Here is a 22,970-nt window from a genome sequence, read left to right as displayed (position 1 = left end):
AATAGTCGATTATCGGATTGTAAGCCACCCACCAGTCTCCTTAATCTGAGCTCACCGAAGCACCCTGACCAGGAGTCTCCAAATGGCTGCAATTCTCCCGCTTCACGAAGCCGTGAAGCAGTTCATCCAGGATGGCGATACCGTCGCCCTCGAAGGTTTCACCCACCTGATCCCGACTGCCGCCGGCCACGAGATCATCCGTCAGGGCAAGCGCGACCTGACCCTGGTGCGCATGACTCCGGACCTGATCTACGACCAGCTGATCGGCGCCGGCTGCGCCAGCAAGCTGATCTTCTCCTGGGGTGGTAACCCAGGTGTCGGTTCGCTGCACCGCCTGCGTGATGCTGTCGAGAAGCAGTGGCCACACGCCATCGAAATCGAAGAACACAGCCATGCTGACCTGGCAAACGCCTATGTCGCCGGTGCTTCTGGCCTGCCGTTCGCCGTGCTGCGTGCCTACGCCGGCTCCGACCTGCCGAAGGTCAACCCGCTGATCAAGAGCGTCACCTGCCCGTTCACCGGGGAAGTGCTGGCAGCTGTGCCGTCGGTGCGCCCGGATGTGACCGTGATCCACGCGCAAAAGGCCGACCGCAAAGGCAATGTGCTGCTGTGGGGCATCCTCGGCGTGCAGAAGGAAGCCGCCCTGGCCGCCAAGCGCTGCATCGTCACCGTCGAGGAAATCGTCGACGACCTGCAGGCCCCGATGAACGCCTGTGTGCTGCCGACCTGGGCCCTGAGCGCGGTATGCCTGGTACCTGGCGGTGCGCACCCGTCCTATGCCCACGGCTACTACGAGCGTGACAACCGCTTCTACCAGGCCTGGGACCCGATCGCGCGTAGCCGCGAATCGTTCACCGCCTGGATCGACACCTACATCCGTGGCACTGCCGATTTCAACGAATTCAAGGCCAAGCTGGCCAGCACTGCGGAGGCCGCACAATGAGCTACTCCACTTCCGAAATGATGACCGTCGCTGCAGCCCGTCGCCTGCGCAACGGTGCTGTGTGCTTCGTCGGCATCGGCCTGCCGTCCAAGGCTGCCAACCTGGCGCGCCTGACATCTTCGCCAGACGTGGTGCTGATCTACGAATCCGGCCCGATCGGCGCCAAGCCAAGCGTGCTGCCGCTGTCTATCGGCGACGGCGAGCTGGCCGAATCCGCTGACACCGTGGTGCCGACCGGCGAGATCTTCCGCTACTGGCTGCAAGGTGGGCGCATCGACGTCGGCTTCCTCGGCGCCGCCCAGGTCGACCGCTTCGGCAACATCAACACTACCGTCGTCGGTGATTACCACGCCCCGAAAACCCGCCTGCCAGGTGCTGGTGGCGCACCGGAAATCGCTGGTTCCGCCAAGCAGGTACTGATCATCCTTAAGCAGTCGCCGCGTGCCTTTGTCGACAAGCTGGACTTCATCACCTCGGTTGGCCACGGTGAAGGCGGCGACTCGCGCAAACGCCTGGGCCTGCCAGGCGACGGCCCGGTCGGCATTATCACCGACCTGTGCATCATGGAGCCGGAAGCCGGGACCCACGAATTCGTCGTCACTGCGATCCACCCGGGTGTGACCCGCGAACAGATCATCGCCGCCACTGGCTGGGCGATCCGCTTTGCCGACGATGTGCAGACCACCGCCGAACCGACCGAAGTCGAGCTGTCCGCCCTGCGTGACCTCGAAGCCCGTACCGCCGCGGCCCATGGCCAGGTCGCAGGAGAAGCCTGATGCGCGACGTATTCATCTGTGACGCCATTCGCACCCCGATCGGCCGCTTCGGTGGCGCCCTGGCCGGCGTGCGGGCCGACGACCTGGCCGCCGTGCCACTGAAGGCGCTGATCGAGCGCAACCCGACCGTGCAGTGGGATCAGGTTGACGAAGTGTTCTTCGGCTGCGCCAACCAGGCTGGTGAAGACAACCGCAACGTGGCACGCATGGCGCTGCTGCTGGCCGGCCTGCCGGAGAGCATTCCGGGTGTCACCTTGAACCGCCTGTGCGCGTCGGGCATGGATGCCATTGGCACTGCCTTCCGCGCCATTGCCAGCGGCGAAATGGAGCTGGCGATTGCCGGCGGCGTCGAGTCGATGTCGCGTGCCCCGTTCGTCATGGGCAAGGCCGAAAGCGGCTATTCGCGCAACATGAAGCTCGAAGACACCACCATCGGCTGGCGTTTCATCAACCCGCTGATGAAGAGCCAGTACGGTGTGGACTCCATGCCGGAAACCGCCGACAACGTGGCTGACGATTACCAGGTTTCGCGTGCCGACCAGGACGCCTTCGCCCTGCGCAGCCAGCAGAAGGCAGCTGCGGCCCAGGCCGCCGGCTTCTTCGCCGAAGAGATCGTGCCGGTGCGAATCGCGCACAAGAAGGGCGAGACCATCGTCGAGCGTGACGAACACCTGCGCCCGGAAACCACGCTGGAAGCCTTGACCAAGCTCAAGCCGGTCAACGGCCCGGACAAGACCGTCACCGCCGGCAATGCCTCGGGCGTGAACGACGGTGCCGCGGCGTTGATCCTGGCTTCGGCCGAGGCTGTGAAGAAGCACGGCCTGACCCCACGTGCCCGCGTACTGGGCATGGCCAGCGCCGGTGTTGCACCGCGAGTGATGGGCATTGGTCCGGTGCCGGCAGTGCGCAAGCTGACCGAGCGCCTGGGTGTGGCGGTGAATGATTTCGATGTGATCGAGCTCAACGAAGCCTTTGCCAGCCAAGGTCTGGCGGTGCTGCGTGAGCTGGGTGTGGCCGACGACGCACCGCAGGTGAACCCCAACGGCGGTGCCATCGCCCTGGGCCACCCGCTGGGCATGAGCGGTGCGCGGCTGGTGCTGACTGCGCTTCACCAGCTGGAGAAGAGCGGTGGGCGTAAAGGCCTGGCGACCATGTGTGTGGGCGTAGGCCAAGGTTTGGCGCTGGCCATCGAGCGGGTTTGACTTGTACCGGCCTCTTCGCGGGTAAATCCGCTCCCACAGGGGGAACCACGCCTCCCACTGTGGGAGCGGGCTTGCCCGCGAAGAGGCCGGTCCTGCCAGACTCAAGGCCAGATGCCAGCCAGATAGCGGAACGAGTGTGTTACCAGGTGTGTCTAGAATTACCTGCGACCCTCCAGGAGTAAACTCACCATGACCTCAACCTATTACACCGGCGAAGAACGCAGCAAACGCATCTTCGCTATCGTTGGTGCCTCTTCGGGCAACCTGGTGGAATGGTTCGACTTCTACGTCTATGCCTTCTGCGCGATCTACTTTGCCCCGGCTTTCTTCCCCTCCGACGACCCCACCGTGCAGTTGTTGAACACGGCAGGCGTGTTCGCCGCGGGCTTTCTGATGCGCCCCATCGGTGGCTGGATCTTCGGCCGCCTCGCTGACCGCCATGGTCGCAAGAATTCCCTGATGATCTCGGTGCTGATGATGTGCTTCGGCTCCCTGATGATCGCCTGCCTGCCTACCTATGCCAGCATCGGCACCTGGGCCCCGGCGCTGCTTTTGCTGGCCCGGTTGATCCAGGGCCTGTCGGTAGGCGGCGAGTACGGCACCACTGCCACTTACATGAGTGAAGTAGCCCTGCGCGGCCAGCGCGGTTTCTTCGCCTCGTTCCAGTACGTGACCCTGATCGGCGGCCAGTTGCTGGCGGTGCTGGTGGTGGTGATCCTGCAGCAGCTGCTCACCGAAGAAGAGCTGCGCGCCTGGGGCTGGCGCATTCCGTTCGTGGTCGGTGCCATTGCCGCACTGATCTCGCTGATGCTGCGCCGCTCGCTGCATGAGACCAGCAGCGCCGAAACCCGCCAGGACAAGGACGCCGGCACCATCAAGGGCCTGTTCCGCGACCACGCGGCGGCCTTCATCACCGTGCTCGGCTATACCGCGGGCGGTTCGCTGATCTTCTACACCTTCACTACCTACATGCAGAAGTACCTGGTCAACACCGCTGGCATGACCGCGAAAAATGCCAGCTACGTGATGACCGGCGCGCTGTTCCTGTTCATGGTGCTGCAGCCGTTCTTCGGCATGCTCTCCGACCGCATCGGCCGGCGTAACTCGATGATGCTGTTCGGTGCCCTGGGTACGCTGTTCACCGTGCCGTTGCTGATGGCGCTGAAGACCGTGAGCAGCCCGTTCATGGCCTTCGTGCTGATTTCCCTGGCGTTGTGTATCGTCAGTTTCTACACCTCGATCAGCGGCCTGGTGAAAGCCGAGATGTTCCCGCCGCAGGTGCGCGCACTGGGTGTGGGCCTGGCCTATGCAGTGGCAAACGCGGCGTTCGGCGGTTCGGCCGAGTACGTGGCCCTGGGCCTGAAGACCTTGGGCATGGAAAACACTTTCTACTGGTACGTGACGGCGATGATGGCGATTGCCTTCCTGTTCAGCCTGCGCCTGCCGAAGCAGGCCGCGTACCTGCACCACGATAATTAAGGACGTGGCATGACCAACCAACTGTTCGACGCCTACTTCACCGCACCGGCCATGCGCGAGATCTTCTCCGACCGTGGCCGCCTGCAGGGCATGCTCGATTTCGAAGCGGCGCTGGCGCGGGCCGAGGCTGCTGCCGGGCTGGTCCCGCATAGCGCTGTAGCGGCCATCGAGGCGGCGTGCCACGCCGAGCGCTATGACGTTGGCGCGCTGGCCAATGCCATCGCCACTGCAGGCAACTCGGCGATCCCGCTGGTGAAGGCGTTGGGCAAGGTGATTGCCAGTGGCGTGCCCGAAGCCGAGCGCTATGTGCACCTGGGCGCCACCAGCCAGGACGCGATGGACACTGGCCTGGTCCTGCAGCTGCGTGCTGCCCTCGACCTGATCGAAGCCGACCTCGGCAAGCTGGCCGATACCCTGTCGCGTCAGGCCTTGCAGCACGCCGACACGCCGCTGGTGGGGCGCACCTGGCTGCAGCACGCCACCCCCGTGACCCTGGGCATGAAACTGGCCGGTGTGCTGGGCGCCTTGACCCGTCATCGCCAGCGCTTGCAGGAGCTGCGCCCACGCTTGCTGGTGCTGCAGTTCGGCGGCGCCTCGGGTAGCCTGGCGGCGTTGGGCAGCAAGGCGATGCCGGTGGCCGAAGCCCTGGCCGAGCAGCTCAAGCTGACCCTGCCCGAGCAGCCCTGGCACACCCAGCGCGACCGCCTGGTGGAGTTTGCCTCGGTACTAGGCCTGGTCGCTGGTAGCCTGGGCAAGTTCGGCCGCGATGTCAGCTTGCTGATGCAGACCGAGGCGGGGGAACTGTTCGAGCCTTCCGCGCCGGGCAAGGGTGGGTCTTCGACCATGCCGCACAAGCGCAACCCTGTCGGCGCCGCGGTGCTGATCGGCGCCGCGACCCGCGTGCCGGGGCTGGTTTCGACGCTGTTCGCCGCCATGCCCCAGGAGCATGAGCGCAGCCTCGGCCTGTGGCATGCCGAATGGGAAACCCTACCGGACATCTGCTGCCTGGTCTCTGGTGCGCTGCGCCAGGCCCAGGTGATTGCCGAGGGCATGGAAGTGAATGCCGCGCGCATGCGCCGTAACCTCGACCTGACCCAGGGCCTGGTGCTGGCCGAAGCGGTGAGCATCGTCCTCGCCCAGCGCCTGGGCCGCGACCACGCCCATCACCTGCTGGAACAGTGCTGCCAGCGCGCTGTGGCCGAACAGCGCCACCTGCGCACCGTGCTGGGTGAAGAGCCGCAGGTCAGTGCCGAACTGTCCGCCGAAGAACTCGATCGCTTGCTCGACCCTGCCCATTACCTGGGCCAGGCCCGCGTCTGGGTGGCGCGCGCCGTGTCCGAACATCAACGTTTCACTGCCTGAAGGAGACCGCTGTGGCGCACTTGCAACTGGCCGATGGCGTTTTGAATTACCAGATCGATGGCCCGGAAAACGCCCCGGTGCTGGTCCTGTCCAACTCGCTGGGCACCGACCTGGGCATGTGGGACACACAGATACCACTGTGGAGCCAGCACTTGCGCGTGCTGCGCTACGACACCCGTGGCCACGGTGGGTCGCTGGTCACTGAAGGCCCCTACAGCATCGATCAGCTGGGCCGTGACGTGCTGGCCCTGCTCGATGGCCTGGATATCGCCAAGGCGCACTTCGTCGGCCTGTCGATGGGCGGCTTGATCGGCCAGTGGCTGGGCATCAACGCAGGCGAGCGCCTGCACAGCCTGACCCTGTGCAATACCGCCGCCAAGATCGCCAACGACGAGGTGTGGAACACACGTATCGACACCGTGCTCAAGGGCGGCCAGCAGGCCATGGTCGACCTGCGCGATGCCTCCATCGCCCGCTGGTTCACCCCGGGCTTCGCCCAGGCCCAGCCAGCGCAGGCCCAGCGCATCTGCCAGATGCTGGCGCAAACCAGCCCGCAAGGTTATGCCGGCAACTGCGCGGCGGTGCGTGATGCCGATTACCGCGAGCAACTGGGCCGTATCCAGGTGCCGGCGCTGATCGTTGCTGGTACCGAGGACGTGGTGACCACTCCGGAGCACGGCCGCTTCATGCAGGCCGGTATCGCGGGTGCCGAGTACGTCGACTTCCCGGCGGCGCACCTGTCCAACGTCGAGATCGGCGAGGCGTTCAGCCGCCGAGTGCTCGCCTTCCTGCAGGCTCACTGAGGATACCGCCATGGACGAGAAACAACGTTACGACGCCGGCATGCAAGTACGCCGCGCAGTGCTTGGCGATGCCCACGTGGACCGCAGCCTGGAGAAGCTCAACGACTTCAACGGCGAGTTCCAGGAGATGATCACCCGCCACGCCTGGGGTGACATCTGGACTCGCCCTGGCCTGCCGCGCCATACCCGTAGCCTGATCACCATCGCCATGCTGATTGGCATGAACCGCAACGACGAGCTGAAGCTGCACCTGCGCGCGGCGGCCAACAACGGCGTGACCCGCGACGAAATCAAGGAAGTGCTGATGCAGAGCGCGATCTATTGCGGCATTCCGGCGGCCAATGCCACCTTCCACATGGCTGAGTCGGTGTGGGATGAGCTGGGTGTGGAGTCGCGTACCTGACCACTACGCGGTCCCTTGTAGGAGCGGCCTTGCGTCGCGATGGGCCGCGCAGCGGCCCCTAGGCTTCAGCTTCGCAGCCAATATTGCCGGGGCCGCTTCGCAGCCCTATCGCGACACAAGGCCGCTCCTACATAGAGCGCGCCACCACGGGCCCGGCGTTGGCCTCGACGGCGCGTTTCAGGGCCGGGCACAGGCCGAGCATGAATGCCGCTTCTGCCACCACGAACAACGGCCCGATGATCAACCCGCTGACATCGTCGACAAACGCCGGCTTGCGGCCTTCGTAGTAATGGCCGACGAACTGGATGATCCAGCCCACCACGAACGCCCCCAGCCCGGTGCCGAGCCACAGCGCTGTCGTCTGCATCGCCAGCACCTGGCCGACCCACAGGCATAGCCCAAGCAACAACCCCATCACCAGGCCGAAGCGCAGATCCAGGCGCAGGTAGAACCAGACCGAGGCCGCCGCCGCCGGCAGGGCAGGGGACAGCCACATGCCGGCTACCTCCCAGCCAGGGCGCGACAGCAGGATAGTGACCGCCAGCACGATCATCGGGATGCCGACGAAGTGGGTGGCGATGTTGCGTGGGTCGCGGTGGTAGCTGGCGTATTGGCTCAGGTGGTCGACGAGGGTTTTCATTGTTTTGCCTCCCTGGTTGCCTGATCGAGGTGTATTGCCTGTTCCGGCCTCTTCGCGGGTAAACCCGCTCCCACAGGGTCACCACAACTCCTGAGGGCTGCGCTGGACCTGTGGGAGCGGGTTTACCCGCGAAAGGGCCGGTACAGGCGACCGATATAGCTCAGGATAGCCCGCCCCCGCCACCATCATCAGCTCAGCGAATGGCAGCAGCCCGCACTGGTATATCCAGGCGCCGGGCATGTTGCAGCACCACCAGGCCTTCTGGGGTGGGCGGCAGGGCTTTGCTGGCGCGGTCGACCAGGGGGCAGCCGCGAAGAATTCAAAGCAGATTCAGCGGGTAACTCACGATCAACCGGTTCTCATCGAACGAGTTGGTGCTGAAGTCCCGGCGCATGGTGGAGTTGCGCCACTTCACCGACAGGTCCTTGAAGCTGCCCGACTGCACCACATAGGCCAATTCGGTTTCCCGCGCCCATTCCTTGCCATCGTCCACGCCGCCTGCGGTGACGTTGTCACCCTTGATGTAGCGGTTCATCAGGGTCAGGCCTGGCACGCCGACGGTGGCGAAGTTGAAGTCATGGCGCACCTGCCAGGAGCGCTCCTTGGCGTTGTCGAAGCTGGAGTTGTAGCTGTCGTTTGCCAGGGTGCCGCCACTGGTGCCGTTCACCCGCATCCAGGCGTCGTCGCCGCTGACTTTCTGCAGGCCGACGTAGAAGGTGTGGCCCTGGTAGCGCGCGGAGAGCATGGCCGAGGCCGTGCGGTTGTCCAGTTCGCCGGCGCGTTCGGCGCCGTCTTCCTTGCCGATGAAGTAGCCCAGGTTGGCGCCCAGGGTCCAGTCGCCCAAGGGTTGGCTGTGCACCAGGTTGAGGTACTGCTGGCGGTAGATATCCTTGAGCTGGGCATTCCACAGGCCGATCATGGTGCGCTTGTCGTTGAAGGTGTATTCGCCGCCGCCAAAGTTGAAACGGTCGGAGGTGAACGCTGCCTTGCCGTTCATCGACATGTCTTCCATGCTGGCGTCGTTGCGCGGGCTGTTGCCGCGGAACTGGCCGGCGTACAGGGTCAGGCCGGCGATTTCCTTCGAGGTCAGCTGGCCGCCGCGGAAGGTCTGCGGCAGCGAGCGGCCATCGTCCGAGCGCAGGATCGGCAGTACCGGCATCCACTCGCCCACTTTCAGCTCGGTTTTGGACAGCTTGGCTTTCAGTGCCACGCCCAGGCGGCCGAAGTCATCGGCGGGGCGGCCATCGTCGTGCACCGGCAGCAGGTGGGTATTGGTGGTGCCTTTGCCGCCATCGAGCTTGACCGAATATAGGCCCAGTACGTCCACGCCGAAACCGACGGTGCCCTGGGTAAAGCCGGAGCGGGCGTCGAGGATGAAGCTCTGCGTCCACTCTTCGGCCTTGGCCTGCGGATGGGCCGGGTCGACGAAGTTGCGGTTGATGTAGAAGTTTCGCAGGTTGAGGGTGGCCTTCGCGTCCTCCAGGAAACCACCTTGGTCGGCGGCGAACACTGGGAGTGCGCAGGACATGGCCAACAGGCCGGGCAGCAGCTGGCGTGCGGGTTGCAAAGTGCTCATCTGTCGTGGATCTCTTGTTTTTATGGGCGAGCCGGTACGCTGCAGGATGCGGCCTGCAGGTGCGGGTCTTTTGGGATGAACCGGGGCAACGTTGCGTGGGAGGATGTTGCGGGGTGTGGCGGGGGTGAGGCAATTCGCCACAAGCGGAAGCGGGCGATAATCGAACGGAATGTTCTGGTTGGTTAATTGTTCTCCTGCACTGGCCTCTTCGCGGGTAAACCCGCACCCACAGGTACTGCACAGCCTTCAGCATTTATGCAAAACATTGTGGGAGCGGGTTTACCCGCGAAGAGGCCTGTACAGGCAACCGACAAACAAAAAGCCCACCGTTAAAGGTGGGCTCTTTGCTGTAACAGGGCTGATCAGCTCTTCGGTGCTTCCACAGCTGCCTGCTGGTTGTTGGCCTGCCCGGTCTGCTCGTACCAGCCACCGCCAAGCGCCTTGTACAGGTTGACCTCGCTGGTCAGCTGCGACAAGCGGTCGCCGATCAGTGCCTGCTGGGCGCTGAACAGGTTGCGCTGGGCGTCGAGGAAGGTCAGGTTGCTGTCGATACCGATGCGATAGCGGCGTTCGGCCAGGCGGTAGTAGTCCTGGTTCGCCTGCACCAGGTCGCGTTGCGCCTGCAGCTGCTCTTCGAAGGTCTTGCGCGCCGCCAGGCCATCGGAGACTTCCTGGAAAGCGGTCTGGATGGTCTTTTCGTACTTGGCGACGTTGATGTCCTTCTGAATCTTCGAGTAGTCCAGGCTGGCCTTCAGGCTGCCGGCGTTGAAGATCGGCAGGTTTATCTGCGGCTGGAACAGCCAGGTGCCCTGGCCGCCCGAGAACAGGTGGCCCATGTCGGGGCTCAGACTGCCGGCATTGGCGGTCAGGCTGATGCTCGGGAAGAACGCTGCGCGGGCCGCGCCAATGTTGGCATTGGCGGCCTTGAGCAGATGCTCGGCTTCCTGGATGTCCGGGCGACGCTGGAGGATGTCCGACGGCAGGCCGGCCGGTACTTCGGCCAGTTGGTCGGCATTGAGCTCCAGCGGCTTGGCCAGGTCGGCGGGAATGCCGGTGCCCAGCAGCACGGTCAGGCTGTTGACGTCCTGGGCGACCAGGCGCTGGTACTGCGAGTACTTGACCCGGGCGCCTTCCACGGCGGTACGCGCCTGGCTGACGTCCAGCGCCGAGGCTACGCCGACTTCGTTGCTGCGGCGGGTGAGGTTGTAGCTTTCCTCGTAGGTCTTCAGCGTTTCTTCGGTCAGCTTGAACAGCGCCTGGTCGGCCTGCCAGGTGTAGTAGGCGTTGGCCACGCTGGCCACCAGGCTGATCTGCGTGGAGCGACGCGCCTGCTCGCTGGACAAGTAGGTTTCCAGGGCCTGCTCGGTCAGGCTGCGCACGCGGCCGAACAGGTCCAGCTCATAGGCGCTGACGCCCAGGGTGGCCGAGTACTGGCTGGTGATGCCCGCTTCGCCCGTCTGCGACATGTTCGCCGGTACGCGCTGGCGGCTGCCGCTACCGTTGGCCGAAACCGCAGGGAACAGGTCGGCACGCTGGATGCGGTACTGCGCACGGTAGGCGTCGATGTTCAACGCGGCAACGCGCAGGTCGCGGTTGTTCACCAGCGCGGTCTGGATCAGCTGCTGCAGGGCCGGGTCGTGGAAGAACTGACGCCAGCCCTGTTCGGCGGCGGCAACCTCCGCCGACTGCGTCGGCGAGTAAGCCGGGCCTTGCGGCCACTGCGCAGCCACCGGCGATTCCGGGGTCTGGTAGTCAGGGATCAGCGAGCAGCCGCCAAGAATGAAAGCGGTTACTGCCAGGGACAACAAAGACTTGGTCATTGCCCAGCCTCATAACGTGGAGTTTCAGGGGTGACGTCTTTTTCCGGCTCTTTGCTGCCGAACAGTGACGACACTGCGACGAAGAACAGTGGTACCCAGAAGATAGCCAGCACGGTCGCACTGATCATGCCGCCGATCACACCAGTACCGATGGCGTGCTGGCTGCCGGCGCCGGCGCCGCTGGCGATAGTCAACGGTACCACGCCGAGGATGAACGCCAGCGAGGTCATGATGATCGGGCGCAGACGCATGCGGCACGCCTCGATCGCCGCGTCGTACAGGCTGCGGCCTTGTTCGTGCAGTTCCTTGGCGAACTCGACGATCAGAATGGCGTTTTTCGCCGCCAGGCCGATGGTGGTCAACAGGCCGACCAGGAAGTATACGTCGTTGGACAACCCGCGCATGCTGGTGGCGATCAGGGCACCGATGATACCCAGCGGTACTACCAGTACCACGGCGATCGGGATCGACCAGCTTTCGTACAGGGCTGCCAGGCACAGGAACACGAACAGTACCGAGAGGGCGAACAGTGCCGGCATCTGCGAACCGGAGAGTTTTTCCTCGTAGGACATGCCGGTCCAGGAGAAGCCGATGCCGCTTGGCAATTCGCCAGCAATGCGCTCGACCTCGGCCATGGCTTCACCGGTACTGTAGCCCGGGGCCGGAGCACCGAGGATTTCCATTGCCTCGACGCCGTTGTAACGCGACAGCTTCGGCGAACCGTAGGTCCATTCGCCCTTGGCGAAGGAGGAGAACGGCACCATTTCGCCGGCGCCATTGCGCACGTACCACTTCTGCAGGTCTTCCGGGCTCATCCGCGCGTTCGGCTCGCCCTGGATGTACACCTTCTTGACCCGGCCACGGTCGATGAAGTCGTTGACGTAGCTGGCACCCAAGGCAATCGACAGGGTGTTGTTGATGTCAGCGATGGTCACGCCCAGGGCGCTGGCACGCTCGTCATCAATGGTCAGCTGGTACTGCGGCTCGTCGTTCAGGCCGTTCGGGCGCACGGCGCTGAGGATCTTGCTCTGCGCGGCCTTGGCCAGGAACTGGTTGCGCGCTTCCATCAGCTTGGCATGGCCGACACCGCCGCGGTCCTGCAGGAACACGTCGAAGCCGGTGGCGTTACCCAGTTCGAGCACCGCAGGCGGGGCAAAGGCGAACACCATCGCATCGCGGAAGGTGAAGAAGTGCTGCTGGGCACGCTGGGCAAGGGCGAACACGCTGTTTTCCTTGGAGCGTTCATCCCACGGCTTGAGCATGATGAATGCCATACCCGAGCTCTGGCCACGGCCGGCGAAGTTGAAGCCGTTGACGGTGAAAACCGAAGCCACGGTGTCGGCCTCTTCGCTGAGCAGGTACTCACGCATCTGGTCGACCACCACTTGGGTGCGCTCGGCACTGGAGCCGGCCGGGGTCTGTACCTGGGCAAACAATACGCCCTGGTCTTCTTCCGGCAGGAACGCGGTAGGGATGCGGGCGAACAGCCAGATCATGCCGACCACGATCAGCGCGTAGGCCAGCAGGAACGGTACCTTGTTGCGCAGGATGGTGCCCACGCTGCGCTCGTAGCCGGTTACGCTGCGGTCGAAGTTGCGGTTGAACCAGCCAAAGAAGCCACGCTTGGCCACATGGTGCTCGCCCTTCTTCAGCGGCTTGAGCATGGTGGCGCACAGGGCCGGGGTGAAGATGAGCGCCACCAGCACCGACAGGCCCATGGCCGAGACGATGGTGATGGAGAACTGCCGATAGATCACACCCGTGGAGCCGCCGAAGAACGCCATGGGCAGCAGTACTGCCGACAGCACCAGGGCGATACCCACCAGGGCACCCTGGATCTGCTCCATCGAGCGCTTGGTCGCTTCCTTGGGCGGCAAGCCTTCCTCGGACATCACCCGCTCGACGTTCTCCACCACGACGATGGCGTCGTCCACCAGCAAGCCGATGGCCAGGACCATGGCGAACATGGTCAGGGTGTTGATGCTGAAGCCGGCAGCGGCAAGAATGCCGAAGGTACCCAGCAACACAACCGGTACGGTCATGGTGGTGATGATGGTGGCGCGGAAGTTCTGCAGGAACAGGTACATCACCAGGAACACCAGGACCACGGCTTCGATCAGGGTGTGGATAACGCCACTGATCGATTCGGTGACCACCGGGGTGGTGTCATACGGGAATACCGCTTTCACCCCAGGCGGGAAGAACGGTTCCAGGTCGGCGATGGTCTGGCGCAGGGCCTTGGCGGTGTCCAGGGCGTTGGCACCGGTAGCCAGTTTAACTGCCAGGCCGGAGGCCGGCTTGCCGTTGAACTGGGCGCTGACGGCATAGTTTTCACCACCCAGGCCAACCTGGGCGACATCACCCAGACGCACCTGCGAACCGTCGCTGTTGACCTTGAGCAGGATCTTCTCGAACTGCTCGGCAGTCTGCAGGCGGGTCTTGCCGATGATGGTGGCGTTCAGCTGGGTACCCGGCATGGCCGGCAGGCCACCGAGCTGGCCGGAGGATACCTGCACGTTCTGCGCGGCCACGGCGGTCTTGACGTCGACCGGGGTCAGCTGGAACTTGTTCAGCTTGGCCGGATCGAGCCAGATACGCATGGCGTACTGCGCACCGAACACCTGGAAGTCACCCACACCCGCGGTACGCGAGATCGGGTCCTGCATGTTGGAGACGATGTAGTTGGCCAGGTCGTCCTTGGTCATGCTGCCGTCTTCGGACACCAGGCCGATCACCAGCAGGAAGTTCTTCACTGCCTTGGTGACGCGGATACCTTGCTGCTGCACTTCCTGCGGCAGCAGCGGGGTGGCCAGGTTCAGCTTGTTCTGCACCTGCACCTGCGCGGTGTCTGGGTTGGTGCCCTGCTCGAAGGTGGCGGTAATGGTCATGCTGCCGTCGGAGTTACTTTCCGACGACACATAACGCAGGTTGTCGATACCGTTGAGCTGCTGCTCGATCACCTGTACCACGGTGTCCTGCACGGTTTGCGCCGAGGCGCCCGGGTAGGTCACGGCGATGGCGATGGCCGGCGGCGCGATGCTGGGGTACTGGTTGATCGGCAGCTTCAGGATCGACAAGGCGCCGACCAGCATGATCACCAAGGCGATCACCCAGGCGAAGATCGGGCGATCGATAAAGAACTTCGACATGGTTTACTCCGCTTTGGCGTCTGCTTTCGCCGCGTTGGCCTGAACAGGGCTGGCCGGCTTCTTGACGTTGGTGGCTTCGCTGACCTTGACCTCGACGCCCGGGCGCACGTACTGCAGCCCTTCGGTGATCAGGCGGTCACCCGGGTTCAGGCCTTCCTCGATCAGCCAATCGCTGCCCAGGGTACGGTTGGCCTTGAGCTGGCGCAGTTCGACCTTGTTCTCCTGGTTGACCACCAGCGCGGTCGGTGCGCCTTTCAGGTCGCGGGTCACGCCCTGTTGCGGGGCCAGGATGGCGTTGGCGTTGACCCCGGCCTTGAGCCGCGCATGCACGAACATGCCTGGCAGCAGGGTGTGGTCGGGGTTGGGGAAGAGGGCGCGCAGGGTGACCGAGCCGGTGGTCTCGTCGACCGCGACTTCGGAGAACTCCAGGCGGCCTTCCTGCTTGAACAGGCTGCCGTCTTCCAGCACCAGCTGCACCGAGGCGGCGTTGTCGCCGGCCTTCTGCAGCTGGCCGCTTTCCAGGTCACGGCGCAGCTTGAGGAGTTCGGCGGTGGACTGGGTGACGTCGACGTAGATCGGGTCGAGTTGCTGGATGGTGGCCATGGCGTTGGCCTGGCCATTGCTCACCAGTGCACCTTCGGTGAACGAAGAACGGCCGATACGGCCGCTGATCGGTGCCAGGACCTTGGTGTAGCGCAGGTCGATCTGCGCGCTTTTGAGCGAAGCCTCGGCCTGCAATCGTTTGGCATTGGCGTCGTCGTATTCCTGCTTGGAGACAGCCTGTTCGTCGATCAGCTGCTTGTAGCGCTCGGCCAGCGAGCGGGTGGCCTGCAGGTTGGCCTGGGCATTGGCCAGGTTGGCTTCGTACACGGCAGGGTCGATCTGGTACAGCTGCTGGCCTTCCTTGACCTCACTGCCTTCCTTGAACAGGCGCTTGAGGATGATGCCGTTGACCTGCGGGCGCACTTCGGCGACGCGGTAGGCAGTGGTACGCCCCGGCAATTCCGAGGTCAGGGTGAAGGCTTGGGGCTGGATGGTCACGACGCCGACCTGAGGAGCCTGCGCCGCTGGCGCTGCTTCTTCTTTCTTACAGCCACTGAGCAGGGTTGCCAGGGCGACGGCGGAAACCAGAGCGGTAACGGCTGGCTTGAATTGCATGAGGATCCTCGGGTCGCTGGAGCTGGGAGACGCTCAAGAGTAATGGAAGAGTCTTGATCTGGAAAAATTGCTATCCGGTGGATAAATAGCTTGCTAAGGAATATACTTACATTCATGGTTGTTTGTAAATACCGCTGGGTTGTACTCGGGTACTGCCACAGCTCTTGATTAGCTCCCCCGCGAGGCACCCTGCAGAGGTGCCCCCGGAGTGTTACCCGCACGCGCCGCGCGTTCGGGGCAGATGAGGTTTGTACTGCCATGGTCCGTCGAACCAAAGAAGAAGCCCAGGAAACCCGCGCCCAGATCATCGAGGCGGCGGAAAAGGCCTTCTACAAGCGCGGGGTTGCGCGAACCACCCTGGCCGACATCGCCGAACTGGCGGGTGTGACGCGAGGAGCGATCTACTGGCACTTCAACAACAAGGCCGAGTTGGTGCAGGCGTTGCTCGACAGCCTGCATGAAACCCATGACCACCTGGCGCGGGCGAGCGAAAGCGAGGACGAAGTGGACCCGCTTGGCTGCATGCGCAAGCTGTTGCTGCAAGTGTTCAACGAGCTGGTGCTCGATGCCCGAACCAGGCGTATCAACGAAATCCTGCATCACAAGTGCGAGTTCACCGATGACATGTGTGAAATTCGCCAGCAGCGCCAGGCTGCTGTGCTGGATTGCCACAAGGGCATCACCCTGGCGTTGGCCAATGCCGTGCGCCGGGGCCAGTTGCCAGGCGAGCTTGATGTCGAGCGCGCGGCCGTGGCCATGTTCGCCTATGTCGATGGCCTGATCGGGCGCTGGCTGTTGCTGCCTGACAGTGTCGATTTGTTGAAGGATGTCGAAAAATGGGTCGACACCGGGCTGGATATGCTGCGCTTGAGCCCGGCTCTGCGCAAATGACACTTTGTTAAGGATTGTGAGGGAGTGTTACCCCTTTGTGTTAAGGGGGGATTAATGCTCTCGGAATGCTCAGCTGTGCAGGTTCTGCCGGCGCGCCGAGATCTCTGTGGGAGCGGGTTTACCCGCGAACACCGGCGAAGCCGGTGCCATTCACCGCGCTGCCTTCTTCGCGGGTGAACCCGCTCCCACAGGGATCGCACAAGATGCAGGTTTGCAGCAAGGCAGCAGCCCACACAACGGTGCGGCCGACTTCAGCGTCCACGCAGTTGCCGGTCGGGCAATGCAAGCGCTGCAAACAGTCCCAGCACAGCTACCCCGGCACTCCCCATCAGCAAATGCTGGAACGTCTCCAGCAACCGCCCCTGTGTCACCAGGTCCACTTCTCCGGCCTTCAGGCTCCCCAGCAACGGATTACCCAGCGACTCGAACCCGCCCTGGTGCAGCAGCGCCAGCAGCAGGCTGGACATGCACGCCACTCCCATGGCCCCACCCAGCGAGCGGAACAGGTTGGTGGTGCTGGTGGCCACGCCGATGTCCTTGCTGTCCACCGCGCTTTGCGTGCCTACCAGCGAGGTCGGGAACTGCAGCCCGCAAGCGATGCCGGTCAGCAGCATGAACAGTGCACTGAGCAAGACCGACTGCGGCGGGGTCAGCGCCATGGCGAAAATGGCCAGTGGCATCAGCAGTGCGCCGGCCAGGATCTGCGGCTTGTAGCGCCCGGTCAGGCTGGTCATGCGCCCGCCGGTGAAGGCACCCATGGGCAGCCCCATCACCAGCGGCAGGAGGTGCAGGGCAGCACTGTCGGCGCCGGCACCGGTGATGCCCTGGTAGCGCAACGGCATGAGCATGGTCAGGGAGATCGACTGGAAGCTTGCGAAGAAGATCACGCCCCAGCACAGCACCGCCACGCGATTGCCGAACAGGCTGAGCGGCAGCAGCGGCTCCGGGCAGCGGCGCTCATGGGCAATGAACAGCATCAAGCCCAGCGCGGCGCAGGCGAACAAGGCCAGCACAGCCGGGTCGACCCAGGCGTGGCCCTGGCCGACCAGGGTAATGCCCAGCAACAGGCTACCCAGGCCGAGAATCAGCAAAACGGCACCCAGGTAATCCACCTGCGCCTCGCGGCGCTGCACCGGCATGCCGCCGAGGGCGCGGCGGATCGCCCACAGTGCAACCAGCCCCAGTGGCAGGTTGATCCAGAACACCCAGCGCCATGACAGGTATTCGGTCAACCAACCGCCCAGCACCGGGCCGGCGACACTGGCCACCGCGTACATGCTGCTGAAGTATCCCTGGTAGCGGCCGCGCTCCCGTGGGGGGACGAAGTCGCCGATGATCGCCTGGCTCACCGAGACCATGCCACCGGCACCAATGCCCTGCAGTACCCGGGCCAGCACCAGCTGTTGCATGTCCTGGGCCAGGGCGCAGGCGATCGAGGCCAGGGTGAACAGGCTGATGCCGGTGAGGATCATCCGGCGCCTTCCGTACAGGTCGCCCAGCTTGCCGTAGATCGGCACGGCGACAGTCATCGCCACCATGTAGCCGGAGATGACCCAGGCCAGCAGGCCGACATCGTTGAACTGCGCCGAGATCGCCGGCAGCGAGACGGCAACGATGGTCTGGTCCAGGGCGCCGAGGAAGATCGCCAGCATCAGGGCGGTGAGCACGTTGCGCAGGGTGGTGGGGGGCAGGGCGGCGGTCACGGGGATACCTTGTATGACGGTGGCGGCCTTCTTCGCGGGTAAACCCGCTCCCACAGGTCCGGTGTCGCTCCTGAGGACGGCGCGGTCCCTGTGGGAGCGGGTTTACCCGCGAAGAGGCCAGCATGAAGTCCCCGAATTGTAACCTGAGTTAGGTAGCTTCCTATCCACTATCTGCATCCCCTATGCAAGATCGGCATTGGCGCATTCATTCAGTGCTGCATGGCTGCGTGATATCGTTGGTATGCCACAGAGGCCGAAAATCGGGGGTTTGCACCAGCTTGGTGCAACATTATGCCGCAGGTTTTTGCGCCGCTGTCTCCCACACCTTTTATTCCTCTGCCTGCATGTCGAGCATGACCGCCCAGATGGCGACGGTTGGAACAGGCCAGGTAGACCCGATTACAGGGGTCGGTAGTTACCGTTCGAATTTCAACTTATTTTGCGGAGTGATCATGCCCAAGGCTTCCCATCAAGATCTGCGTTTTGCCTTCCGCGAGCTGCTCGCTTCAGGTTCCTGTTATCACACCGCATCGGTGTTCGACCCGATGTCGGCACGCATTGCCGCAGACCTGGGCTTCGAGGTCGGCATCCTCGGTGGCTCCGTCGCTTCGCTGCAGGTACTGGCTGCACCGGACTTCGCCCTGATCACCCTCAGCGAGTTCGTCGAGCAGGCCACCCGTATTGGTCGCGTGGCACAACTGCCGGTGCTGGCTGACGCCGACCACGGCTATGGCAACGCGCTGAACGTCATGCGTACGGTCATCGAACTGGAGCGCGCCGGCGTGGCTGCCCTGACCATCGAGGACACCCTGCTACCTGCCCAGTTCGGGCGCAAGTCCACCGACCTGATCCCGGTTGAAGAGGGCGTCGGCAAGATCCGTGCGGCGCTGGAGGCACGGGTCGATTCGTCGCTGTCGATCATTGCCCGGACCAACGCTGGCGTGCTCACCACCGAAGAAATCATCGTGCGTACCCAGAGCTACCAGAAGGCCGGAGCCGATGGCATCTGCATGGTGGGGGTGAAGGACTTCGAGCAACTCGAGCAGATTGCCGAGCACCTGACGGTGCCACTGATGCTGGTGACCTACGGCAACCCGAACCTGCGTGACGACGAGCGCCTGGCACGCCTGGGCGTGCGCATCGTGGTCGATGGTCACGCGGCCTACTTTGCCGCGATCAAGGCCACCTACGATTGCCTGCGGCTGCAGCGCGGCCAGCAGAACAAGTCGGAAAACCTCAGCGCCACCGAACTCTCGCACACCTACACCCAGCCCGAGGACTACATCCGCTGGGCCAAGGAGTACATGAGCGTCGAGGAGTGACAATGCCATTCCTGTAGGAGCGGCTTTACAAGTCCTGATCCCACTCCGGTTCGTCCTTGAACCGCTGCACAAGAAAATCCAGCATGCTGCGCAAGGTCGCCGGCATGTGCTTGCGTGAGGTGTACACCGCATTCAGGTTCAGTTCGCGCGGGCTGGCTTCGGGCAGCAGGCGCACCAGTTCACCCCGGCGCAGGGCCTGCGCTGCCTGGTAGGTCGGCAGCATGGCGATACCTGCGCCGGCCAGCGCCGCCTTCTGCAGTGTCATCGCCTCGTTGGCACTGATGTTCCCCGCCACTGGCACGGCGACTTGCTGGCCGGCTACCTCGAAATGCCACAGGCTGTGGCCGAAGTAGGCATGTGTCAGGCAGTTGTGCCGGCTCAGTTCCTCGACCCGTTGCGGCGTGCCGTGCTCGCGCAGGTAGGCCGGTGCCGCACACACTGCCGAGCGGCATACGCTCAGGCGCCGGGCAATAAGGTTGGGGTCCAGGTCATTGCTGGTGCGGATGGCCAGGTCGATGCGCTCGTCTACCAGGTTGACCGTGCGATCGAGCATCTGCAGTTCCACCTTCACCCCAGGGTAGCGTCGGACGTAATCGGCCACAGCATCCACCAGTTGGGCCTGGCCGAATGAGGTGCTGACGCTGATGCGCAGCGCGCCCTTGGGCGCGTCATCCGGCTGCTGCACCGCGGCCTGCAGGTCGCCAGCCAATTCCAGCAATTGCCGGCAGCGGGGCAGGGTTTCCTGTCCGGCGGCGGTGAGGCTGAGCTTGCGTGTGGTGCGCTGCATCAGCCGTGCGCCAACCCAGTCTTCCAGCTCTGCCAGGTAGCGCGATACCACCGGCCGCGACAGTTGCAGATGATCCGCCGCCGCCGACTGGCTGCCCAGGTCGACGACGGTGACGAAAACGCGCATGGCGTTGAGACGGTCCATGATTTGCCCGGTTTCAGAAACAAACTATGTTCGAGCATCGCATTTTTTGTCACGGATTGGGCAACTAAGCTGTTGGGCATTGTTCATTTGACGGGCGTTTGCGATGTCTCTTTTCACTCCCTTGCGTGGCCTGCTGCTGGCCTGTGTGACCCTGGCCGGCCCGGCGCTGGCTGCCGACCCCTTGCGGCTGGAGGTTTACAACCCCGGGCATGAGGCGATCTTCCCGGTCAGTTCGGTGATCGTCAGCGGCGAGCACGACGCCATCCTCGTCGATGCCCAGTTCGGCAAGGCCCAGGCCGAGCAACTGGTGCAGCGCCTGCGGGCAGGCGGCAAGCAGCTGACCACTATCTACATCAGCCATGGCGACCCGGACTACTATTTCGGCCTGGATACCCTGACCCAGGCCTTCCCGGACGCCAAGGTGCTGGCGTCGGCCGCCACGGTTGCCCATATCCGCCAGACCAAGGATGCCAAGCTGGCCTACTGGGGCCCGCAGATGGGCGCGGACAAGCCGGCGCGGCTGGTGCTGCCACAGGTGCTCGAAGGCAACCGCCTGACGGTGGAAGGGCAGGACCTTGAGGTGGTCGGCCTGGACGGCCCGCAACCTGACCGCAGTTTTGTGTGGATCCCGTCGATCAAGGCGGTGGTCGGTGGCGTGGTGGTGTCGGAGAACATTCATGTATGGATGGCCGACACGCAAACGGCCAAGTCCCACGCCGACTGGCTCGGCACCCTGGCGCACATCGAAGCGCTGGCGCCGCGCACGGTCATACCCGGGCATTACCTGGGGGACAGCAGCCGCTCGCTGCAGGCCGTGCGTTTCACGGCGAACTACATTCGTGATTTCGATGCCGAGACCGCCCAGGCGAAAGACGCCGGTGCGTTGATCGCGGCGATGAAGCGACGTTACCCGAGCCTGGCCGATGAAAGCTCGCTGGAGCTGGGGGCCAAGGTCGCCAAGGGCGAGATGAAGTGGTAGTTCCGTTCAACTGATGGAGAGTATCCCATGAGCAAGATTGCAATCATCGGTGCCACCGGCCGCGCTGGCAGCCAGTTGCTGGAAGAGGCCCTGCGCCGTGGCCACAGTGTGCTGGCCATCGCCCGCGACCCGTCGCGGTTGCAGGGGCGGGAGGGGGTGACCGTCAAGGCGCTGGATGCCAAGGACAGCGCAGCCCTGCAAGCGGCGGTCGCGGGTGTGGATGCGGTGCTGAGTGCGGCGCATTTCTCGACCATCGAGCCACACGCCATCATCGAGCCAGTCAAACGGGCCGGGGTCAGGCGCCTGCTGGTGGTGGGTGGGGCCGGTAGCCTTTTGCTGCCGTCTGGGCATCGGGTGATCGACAGCCCGGACTTCCCCGAGGCATACAAGGCCGAGGCCACTGCCGGAGTGCGTTTCCTGGAAGCGTTACAACGGGAGCCGAACCTGGACTGGACCTTCCTGTCGCCGTCGGCGGAGTTCGTTGAAGGTGAGCGCAGCGGGCATTACAAGCTGGGCAAGGATCATCTGTTGATCGGCGCGGAGGGCAAGAGCTGGATCACCTTTGCCGATTACGCGATTGCCATGCTCGACGAACTGGAAAAGCCGGCGCATTCGCGGCAGCGTTTCACTGTCGGCTATTGAGTCGCCTGCTTCGCGGGCACGCCCGCTTGTATGGTTAGACTTGAAGGGGTGGTGGGACTAAATGCCCGATTCTGACTGTTCACAGTAGTACAGACCGTGGGAGACATCGCCCCACCCCTTCCACCAAAGCGCCGATAAAGAATGCATCGTTTGCAAGCGACGATAGAAACAAGCCAGCGCCTCTTGGTGAAACCCCTTCAAGCCGAAAAACCATAACGTGAGGAGCGGCCCATGGCAATGCAGGTAGGTAAGTTGATCGTGGGTGCGGATGTCGCGAAAGCTGAGCTGGTTATCCACCACGATGATCGCGACGAGATCATCAGGCTCAAAAACTCCAAACTCGAGATCAGAAGGTGGCTCAAGCAACAACCCCTCAACACCGCTATCGCTGTTGAGGCGACCAACGTCTATCACTTGGACCTGGTTGAATTGGCCCACAGCCTAGGCTTCGAGGTCTATGTCATCGATGGTTTTCAATTGAGCAACTACCGGAAGAGTGTTGGGGGACGGGTTAAAACCGACCCCTCCGATGCTCGGTTGCTGTCCCGTTTTTTAAAAAATGAAGGCGAGGACCTTCGCCCTTGGAGCCCGCCTCCCGCTGTCTACGGCAAGCTTCAGAGCCTCTTGCGACGCAGAGCCGCCTTGGTGACTGCTCGTACTGCAATGACTCAGAGCTGGGCTAACGAAAGCCTTTTGAAAGCCGCCTTCGAAACTTTTGTGAAGTCGATAGATCGGCTGGATCAGTTGATTCAAAAGAAGATTAAAGAAGTACTGCGAGACGCTGGGCTGCAGGAACAAGTCGCTCGCTGCCAGGCAGTAGAGGGCATTGGTTTTCTCACCGCCGCAGCATTGGTGATGGCTTTTACAAGGGGCGAGTTCAAAAGCAGTGACTCGTACATTGCATTCCTAGGAATGGATTTACGAGTCAGTGATTCCGGACAGAAGAATGGGCGACGTCGCCTCACCAAGCGAGGTTGTTCAGAAATTCGTCGCTTATTGCACAACGCTGCGATGGCGGCCAGCAGATCGGCAGCCTGGAAAGGGCTTTACGAACAGCATCGGAGCAGTGGTAAAGCAACAACCCAAGCGTTGGTAATCCTGGCAAGAAAGCTCGCGCGGGTGGCATTCGCCCTGATGAAAAATCAGGACGAATACGTCACTAAAGGCGCGAAACTGGCTTGCTGAAAACCA

At 63.3% G+C, this 22,970-nt stretch carries 19 protein-coding genes and 1 pseudogene; 12 read left to right on the top strand and 8 right to left on the bottom strand.

The annotated features are described in order from the left end of the window. Positions 1-82 precede the first annotated feature (82 nt). The 7 genes from NY023_RS22455 to pcaC all read left to right on the top strand — a co-directional run bounded on the left by NY023_RS22455 (position 83) and on the right by pcaC (position 6,968). Positions 83-943 (top strand): CoA transferase subunit A, encoded by an 861-nt coding sequence (locus tag NY023_RS22455; protein ID WP_015271654.1) that lies wholly within the window; start codon positions 83-85, stop codon positions 941-943. Further along, positions 940-1,719 (top strand): CoA-transferase subunit beta, encoded by a 780-nt coding sequence (locus NY023_RS22450; RefSeq protein WP_013974045.1) that lies wholly within the window; start codon positions 940-942, stop codon positions 1,717-1,719. Before NY023_RS22455 ends, NY023_RS22450 begins: the two co-directional genes overlap by 4 nt. Beyond that, positions 1,716-2,921: a 3-oxoadipyl-CoA thiolase gene (gene pcaF / locus NY023_RS22445; protein ID WP_169774743.1), complete on the top strand. Its 1,206-nt coding sequence runs from the start codon at positions 1,716-1,718 to the stop codon at positions 2,919-2,921. Before NY023_RS22450 ends, pcaF begins: the two co-directional genes overlap by 4 nt. A 189-nt stretch (positions 2,922-3,110) precedes the next feature. Further along, positions 3,111-4,400, top strand: a complete 1,290-nt coding sequence (locus NY023_RS22440; protein WP_013974043.1) for an MFS family transporter — start codon at positions 3,111-3,113, stop codon at positions 4,398-4,400. Between the two features lie 9 nt (positions 4,401-4,409). Then, positions 4,410-5,762 carry a 3-carboxy-cis,cis-muconate cycloisomerase gene (locus NY023_RS22435; protein WP_013974042.1) on the top strand — a complete coding sequence of 451 codons (1,353 nt, stop codon included), beginning with the start codon at positions 4,410-4,412 and terminating at the stop codon, positions 5,760-5,762. An 11-nt stretch (positions 5,763-5,773) separates the two neighbouring features. After that, a complete protein-coding gene (gene pcaD, locus NY023_RS22430) occupies positions 5,774-6,565 on the top strand; it encodes a 3-oxoadipate enol-lactonase (RefSeq protein ID WP_013974041.1) in 792 nt (263 codons plus the stop codon). A 10-nt stretch (positions 6,566-6,575) separates the two neighbouring features. After that, positions 6,576-6,968, top strand: coding sequence for a 4-carboxymuconolactone decarboxylase (gene pcaC, locus NY023_RS22425; RefSeq protein ID WP_013974040.1), 393 nt, complete (start codon positions 6,576-6,578; stop codon positions 6,966-6,968). A gap of 127 nt (positions 6,969-7,095) precedes the next feature. On the opposite strand, the gene NY023_RS22420 is transcribed toward pcaC, so the two are convergent. From NY023_RS22420 to ttgA, 6 genes and pseudogenes are all read right to left on the bottom strand, one after another. Then, positions 7,096-7,608 carry a DUF962 domain-containing protein gene (locus NY023_RS22420; protein WP_013974039.1) on the bottom strand — a complete coding sequence of 171 codons (513 nt, stop codon included), beginning with the start codon at positions 7,606-7,608 and terminating at the stop codon, positions 7,096-7,098. Positions 7,609-7,834: 226 nt separating this feature from the next. Beyond that, a pseudogene (locus tag NY023_RS22415) lies at positions 7,835-7,918 on the bottom strand (hypothetical protein); the annotation flags it as partial. Positions 7,919-7,927: 9 nt separating this feature from the next. After that, positions 7,928-9,184: an OprD family porin gene (locus tag NY023_RS22410; RefSeq protein ID WP_013974038.1), complete on the bottom strand. Its 1,257-nt coding sequence runs from the start codon at positions 9,182-9,184 to the stop codon at positions 7,928-7,930. Between the two features lie 362 nt (positions 9,185-9,546). Next, positions 9,547-11,004, bottom strand: a complete 1,458-nt coding sequence (locus NY023_RS22405) for an AdeC/AdeK/OprM family multidrug efflux complex outer membrane factor (protein WP_013974037.1) — start codon at positions 11,002-11,004, stop codon at positions 9,547-9,549. Next, positions 11,001-14,153, bottom strand: coding sequence for a multidrug efflux RND transporter permease subunit TtgB (gene ttgB, locus NY023_RS22400; protein ID WP_013974036.1), 3,153 nt, complete (start codon positions 14,151-14,153; stop codon positions 11,001-11,003). The genes NY023_RS22405 and ttgB overlap by 4 nt, the downstream gene beginning before the upstream one ends. A gap of 3 nt (positions 14,154-14,156) precedes the next feature. Next, complete coding sequence (gene ttgA / locus NY023_RS22395) at positions 14,157-15,311, bottom strand: toluene efflux RND transporter periplasmic adaptor subunit TtgA (protein WP_013974035.1); 1,155 nt, start codon at positions 15,309-15,311, stop codon at positions 14,157-14,159. Positions 15,312-15,569: 258 nt separating this feature from the next. On the opposite strand from ttgA, the gene ttgR reads away from it, so the two are divergent. Further along, entirely contained in the window at positions 15,570-16,202 is a 633-nt protein-coding gene (gene ttgR / locus NY023_RS22390; protein ID WP_013974034.1) for an efflux transport transcriptional regulator TtgR, read from the top strand. Between the two features lie 251 nt (positions 16,203-16,453). Here ttgR and NY023_RS22385 read toward each other — a convergent pair whose 3' ends face one another. Continuing rightward, positions 16,454-17,905, bottom strand: coding sequence for an MDR family MFS transporter (locus tag NY023_RS22385; RefSeq protein ID WP_044047154.1), 1,452 nt, complete (start codon positions 17,903-17,905; stop codon positions 16,454-16,456). Between the two features lie 452 nt (positions 17,906-18,357). Here NY023_RS22385 and NY023_RS22380 point away from each other — a divergent pair, with 452 nt between their 5' ends. Beyond that, positions 18,358-19,227: an oxaloacetate decarboxylase gene (locus NY023_RS22380; RefSeq protein ID WP_003259571.1), complete on the top strand. Its 870-nt coding sequence runs from the start codon at positions 18,358-18,360 to the stop codon at positions 19,225-19,227. A 25-nt stretch (positions 19,228-19,252) separates the two neighbouring features. Here the strand turns inward: NY023_RS22380 and NY023_RS22375 are convergent, their stop codons facing one another. Further along, the gene (locus NY023_RS22375; RefSeq protein WP_013974031.1) at positions 19,253-20,158 is read right to left on the bottom strand and encodes a LysR family transcriptional regulator; all 906 of its coding nucleotides are present in this window, start codon (positions 20,156-20,158) and stop codon (positions 19,253-19,255) included. A 103-nt stretch (positions 20,159-20,261) separates the two neighbouring features. Here NY023_RS22375 and NY023_RS22370 point away from each other — a divergent pair, with 103 nt between their 5' ends. The 3 genes from NY023_RS22370 (at position 20,262) to NY023_RS22360 (ending at position 22,964) form a co-directional block, all read left to right on the top strand. After that, the gene (locus NY023_RS22370; protein ID WP_024087688.1) at positions 20,262-21,137 is read left to right on the top strand and encodes an MBL fold metallo-hydrolase; all 876 of its coding nucleotides are present in this window, start codon (positions 20,262-20,264) and stop codon (positions 21,135-21,137) included. Positions 21,138-21,164: 27 nt separating this feature from the next. Next, positions 21,165-21,779: an NAD(P)-dependent oxidoreductase gene (locus NY023_RS22365; RefSeq protein ID WP_013974029.1), complete on the top strand. Its 615-nt coding sequence runs from the start codon at positions 21,165-21,167 to the stop codon at positions 21,777-21,779. 231 nt (positions 21,780-22,010) lie between these two features. Continuing rightward, on the top strand, positions 22,011-22,964 hold the full coding sequence (locus tag NY023_RS22360; protein ID WP_013970314.1) for an IS110 family transposase: 954 nt from the start codon (positions 22,011-22,013) through the stop codon (positions 22,962-22,964). Positions 22,965-22,970 lie beyond the last annotated feature (6 nt).

This window comes from Pseudomonas sp. NBB (genome assembly GCF_032701105.1).
GTDB classification, from domain to species: Bacteria; Pseudomonadota; Gammaproteobacteria; order Pseudomonadales; family Pseudomonadaceae; genus Aquipseudomonas; species Aquipseudomonas asiatica.
The sequence above is the reverse complement of the archived record's forward strand: the minus strand, read 5'-3'. Positions and strand labels throughout refer to the sequence as shown.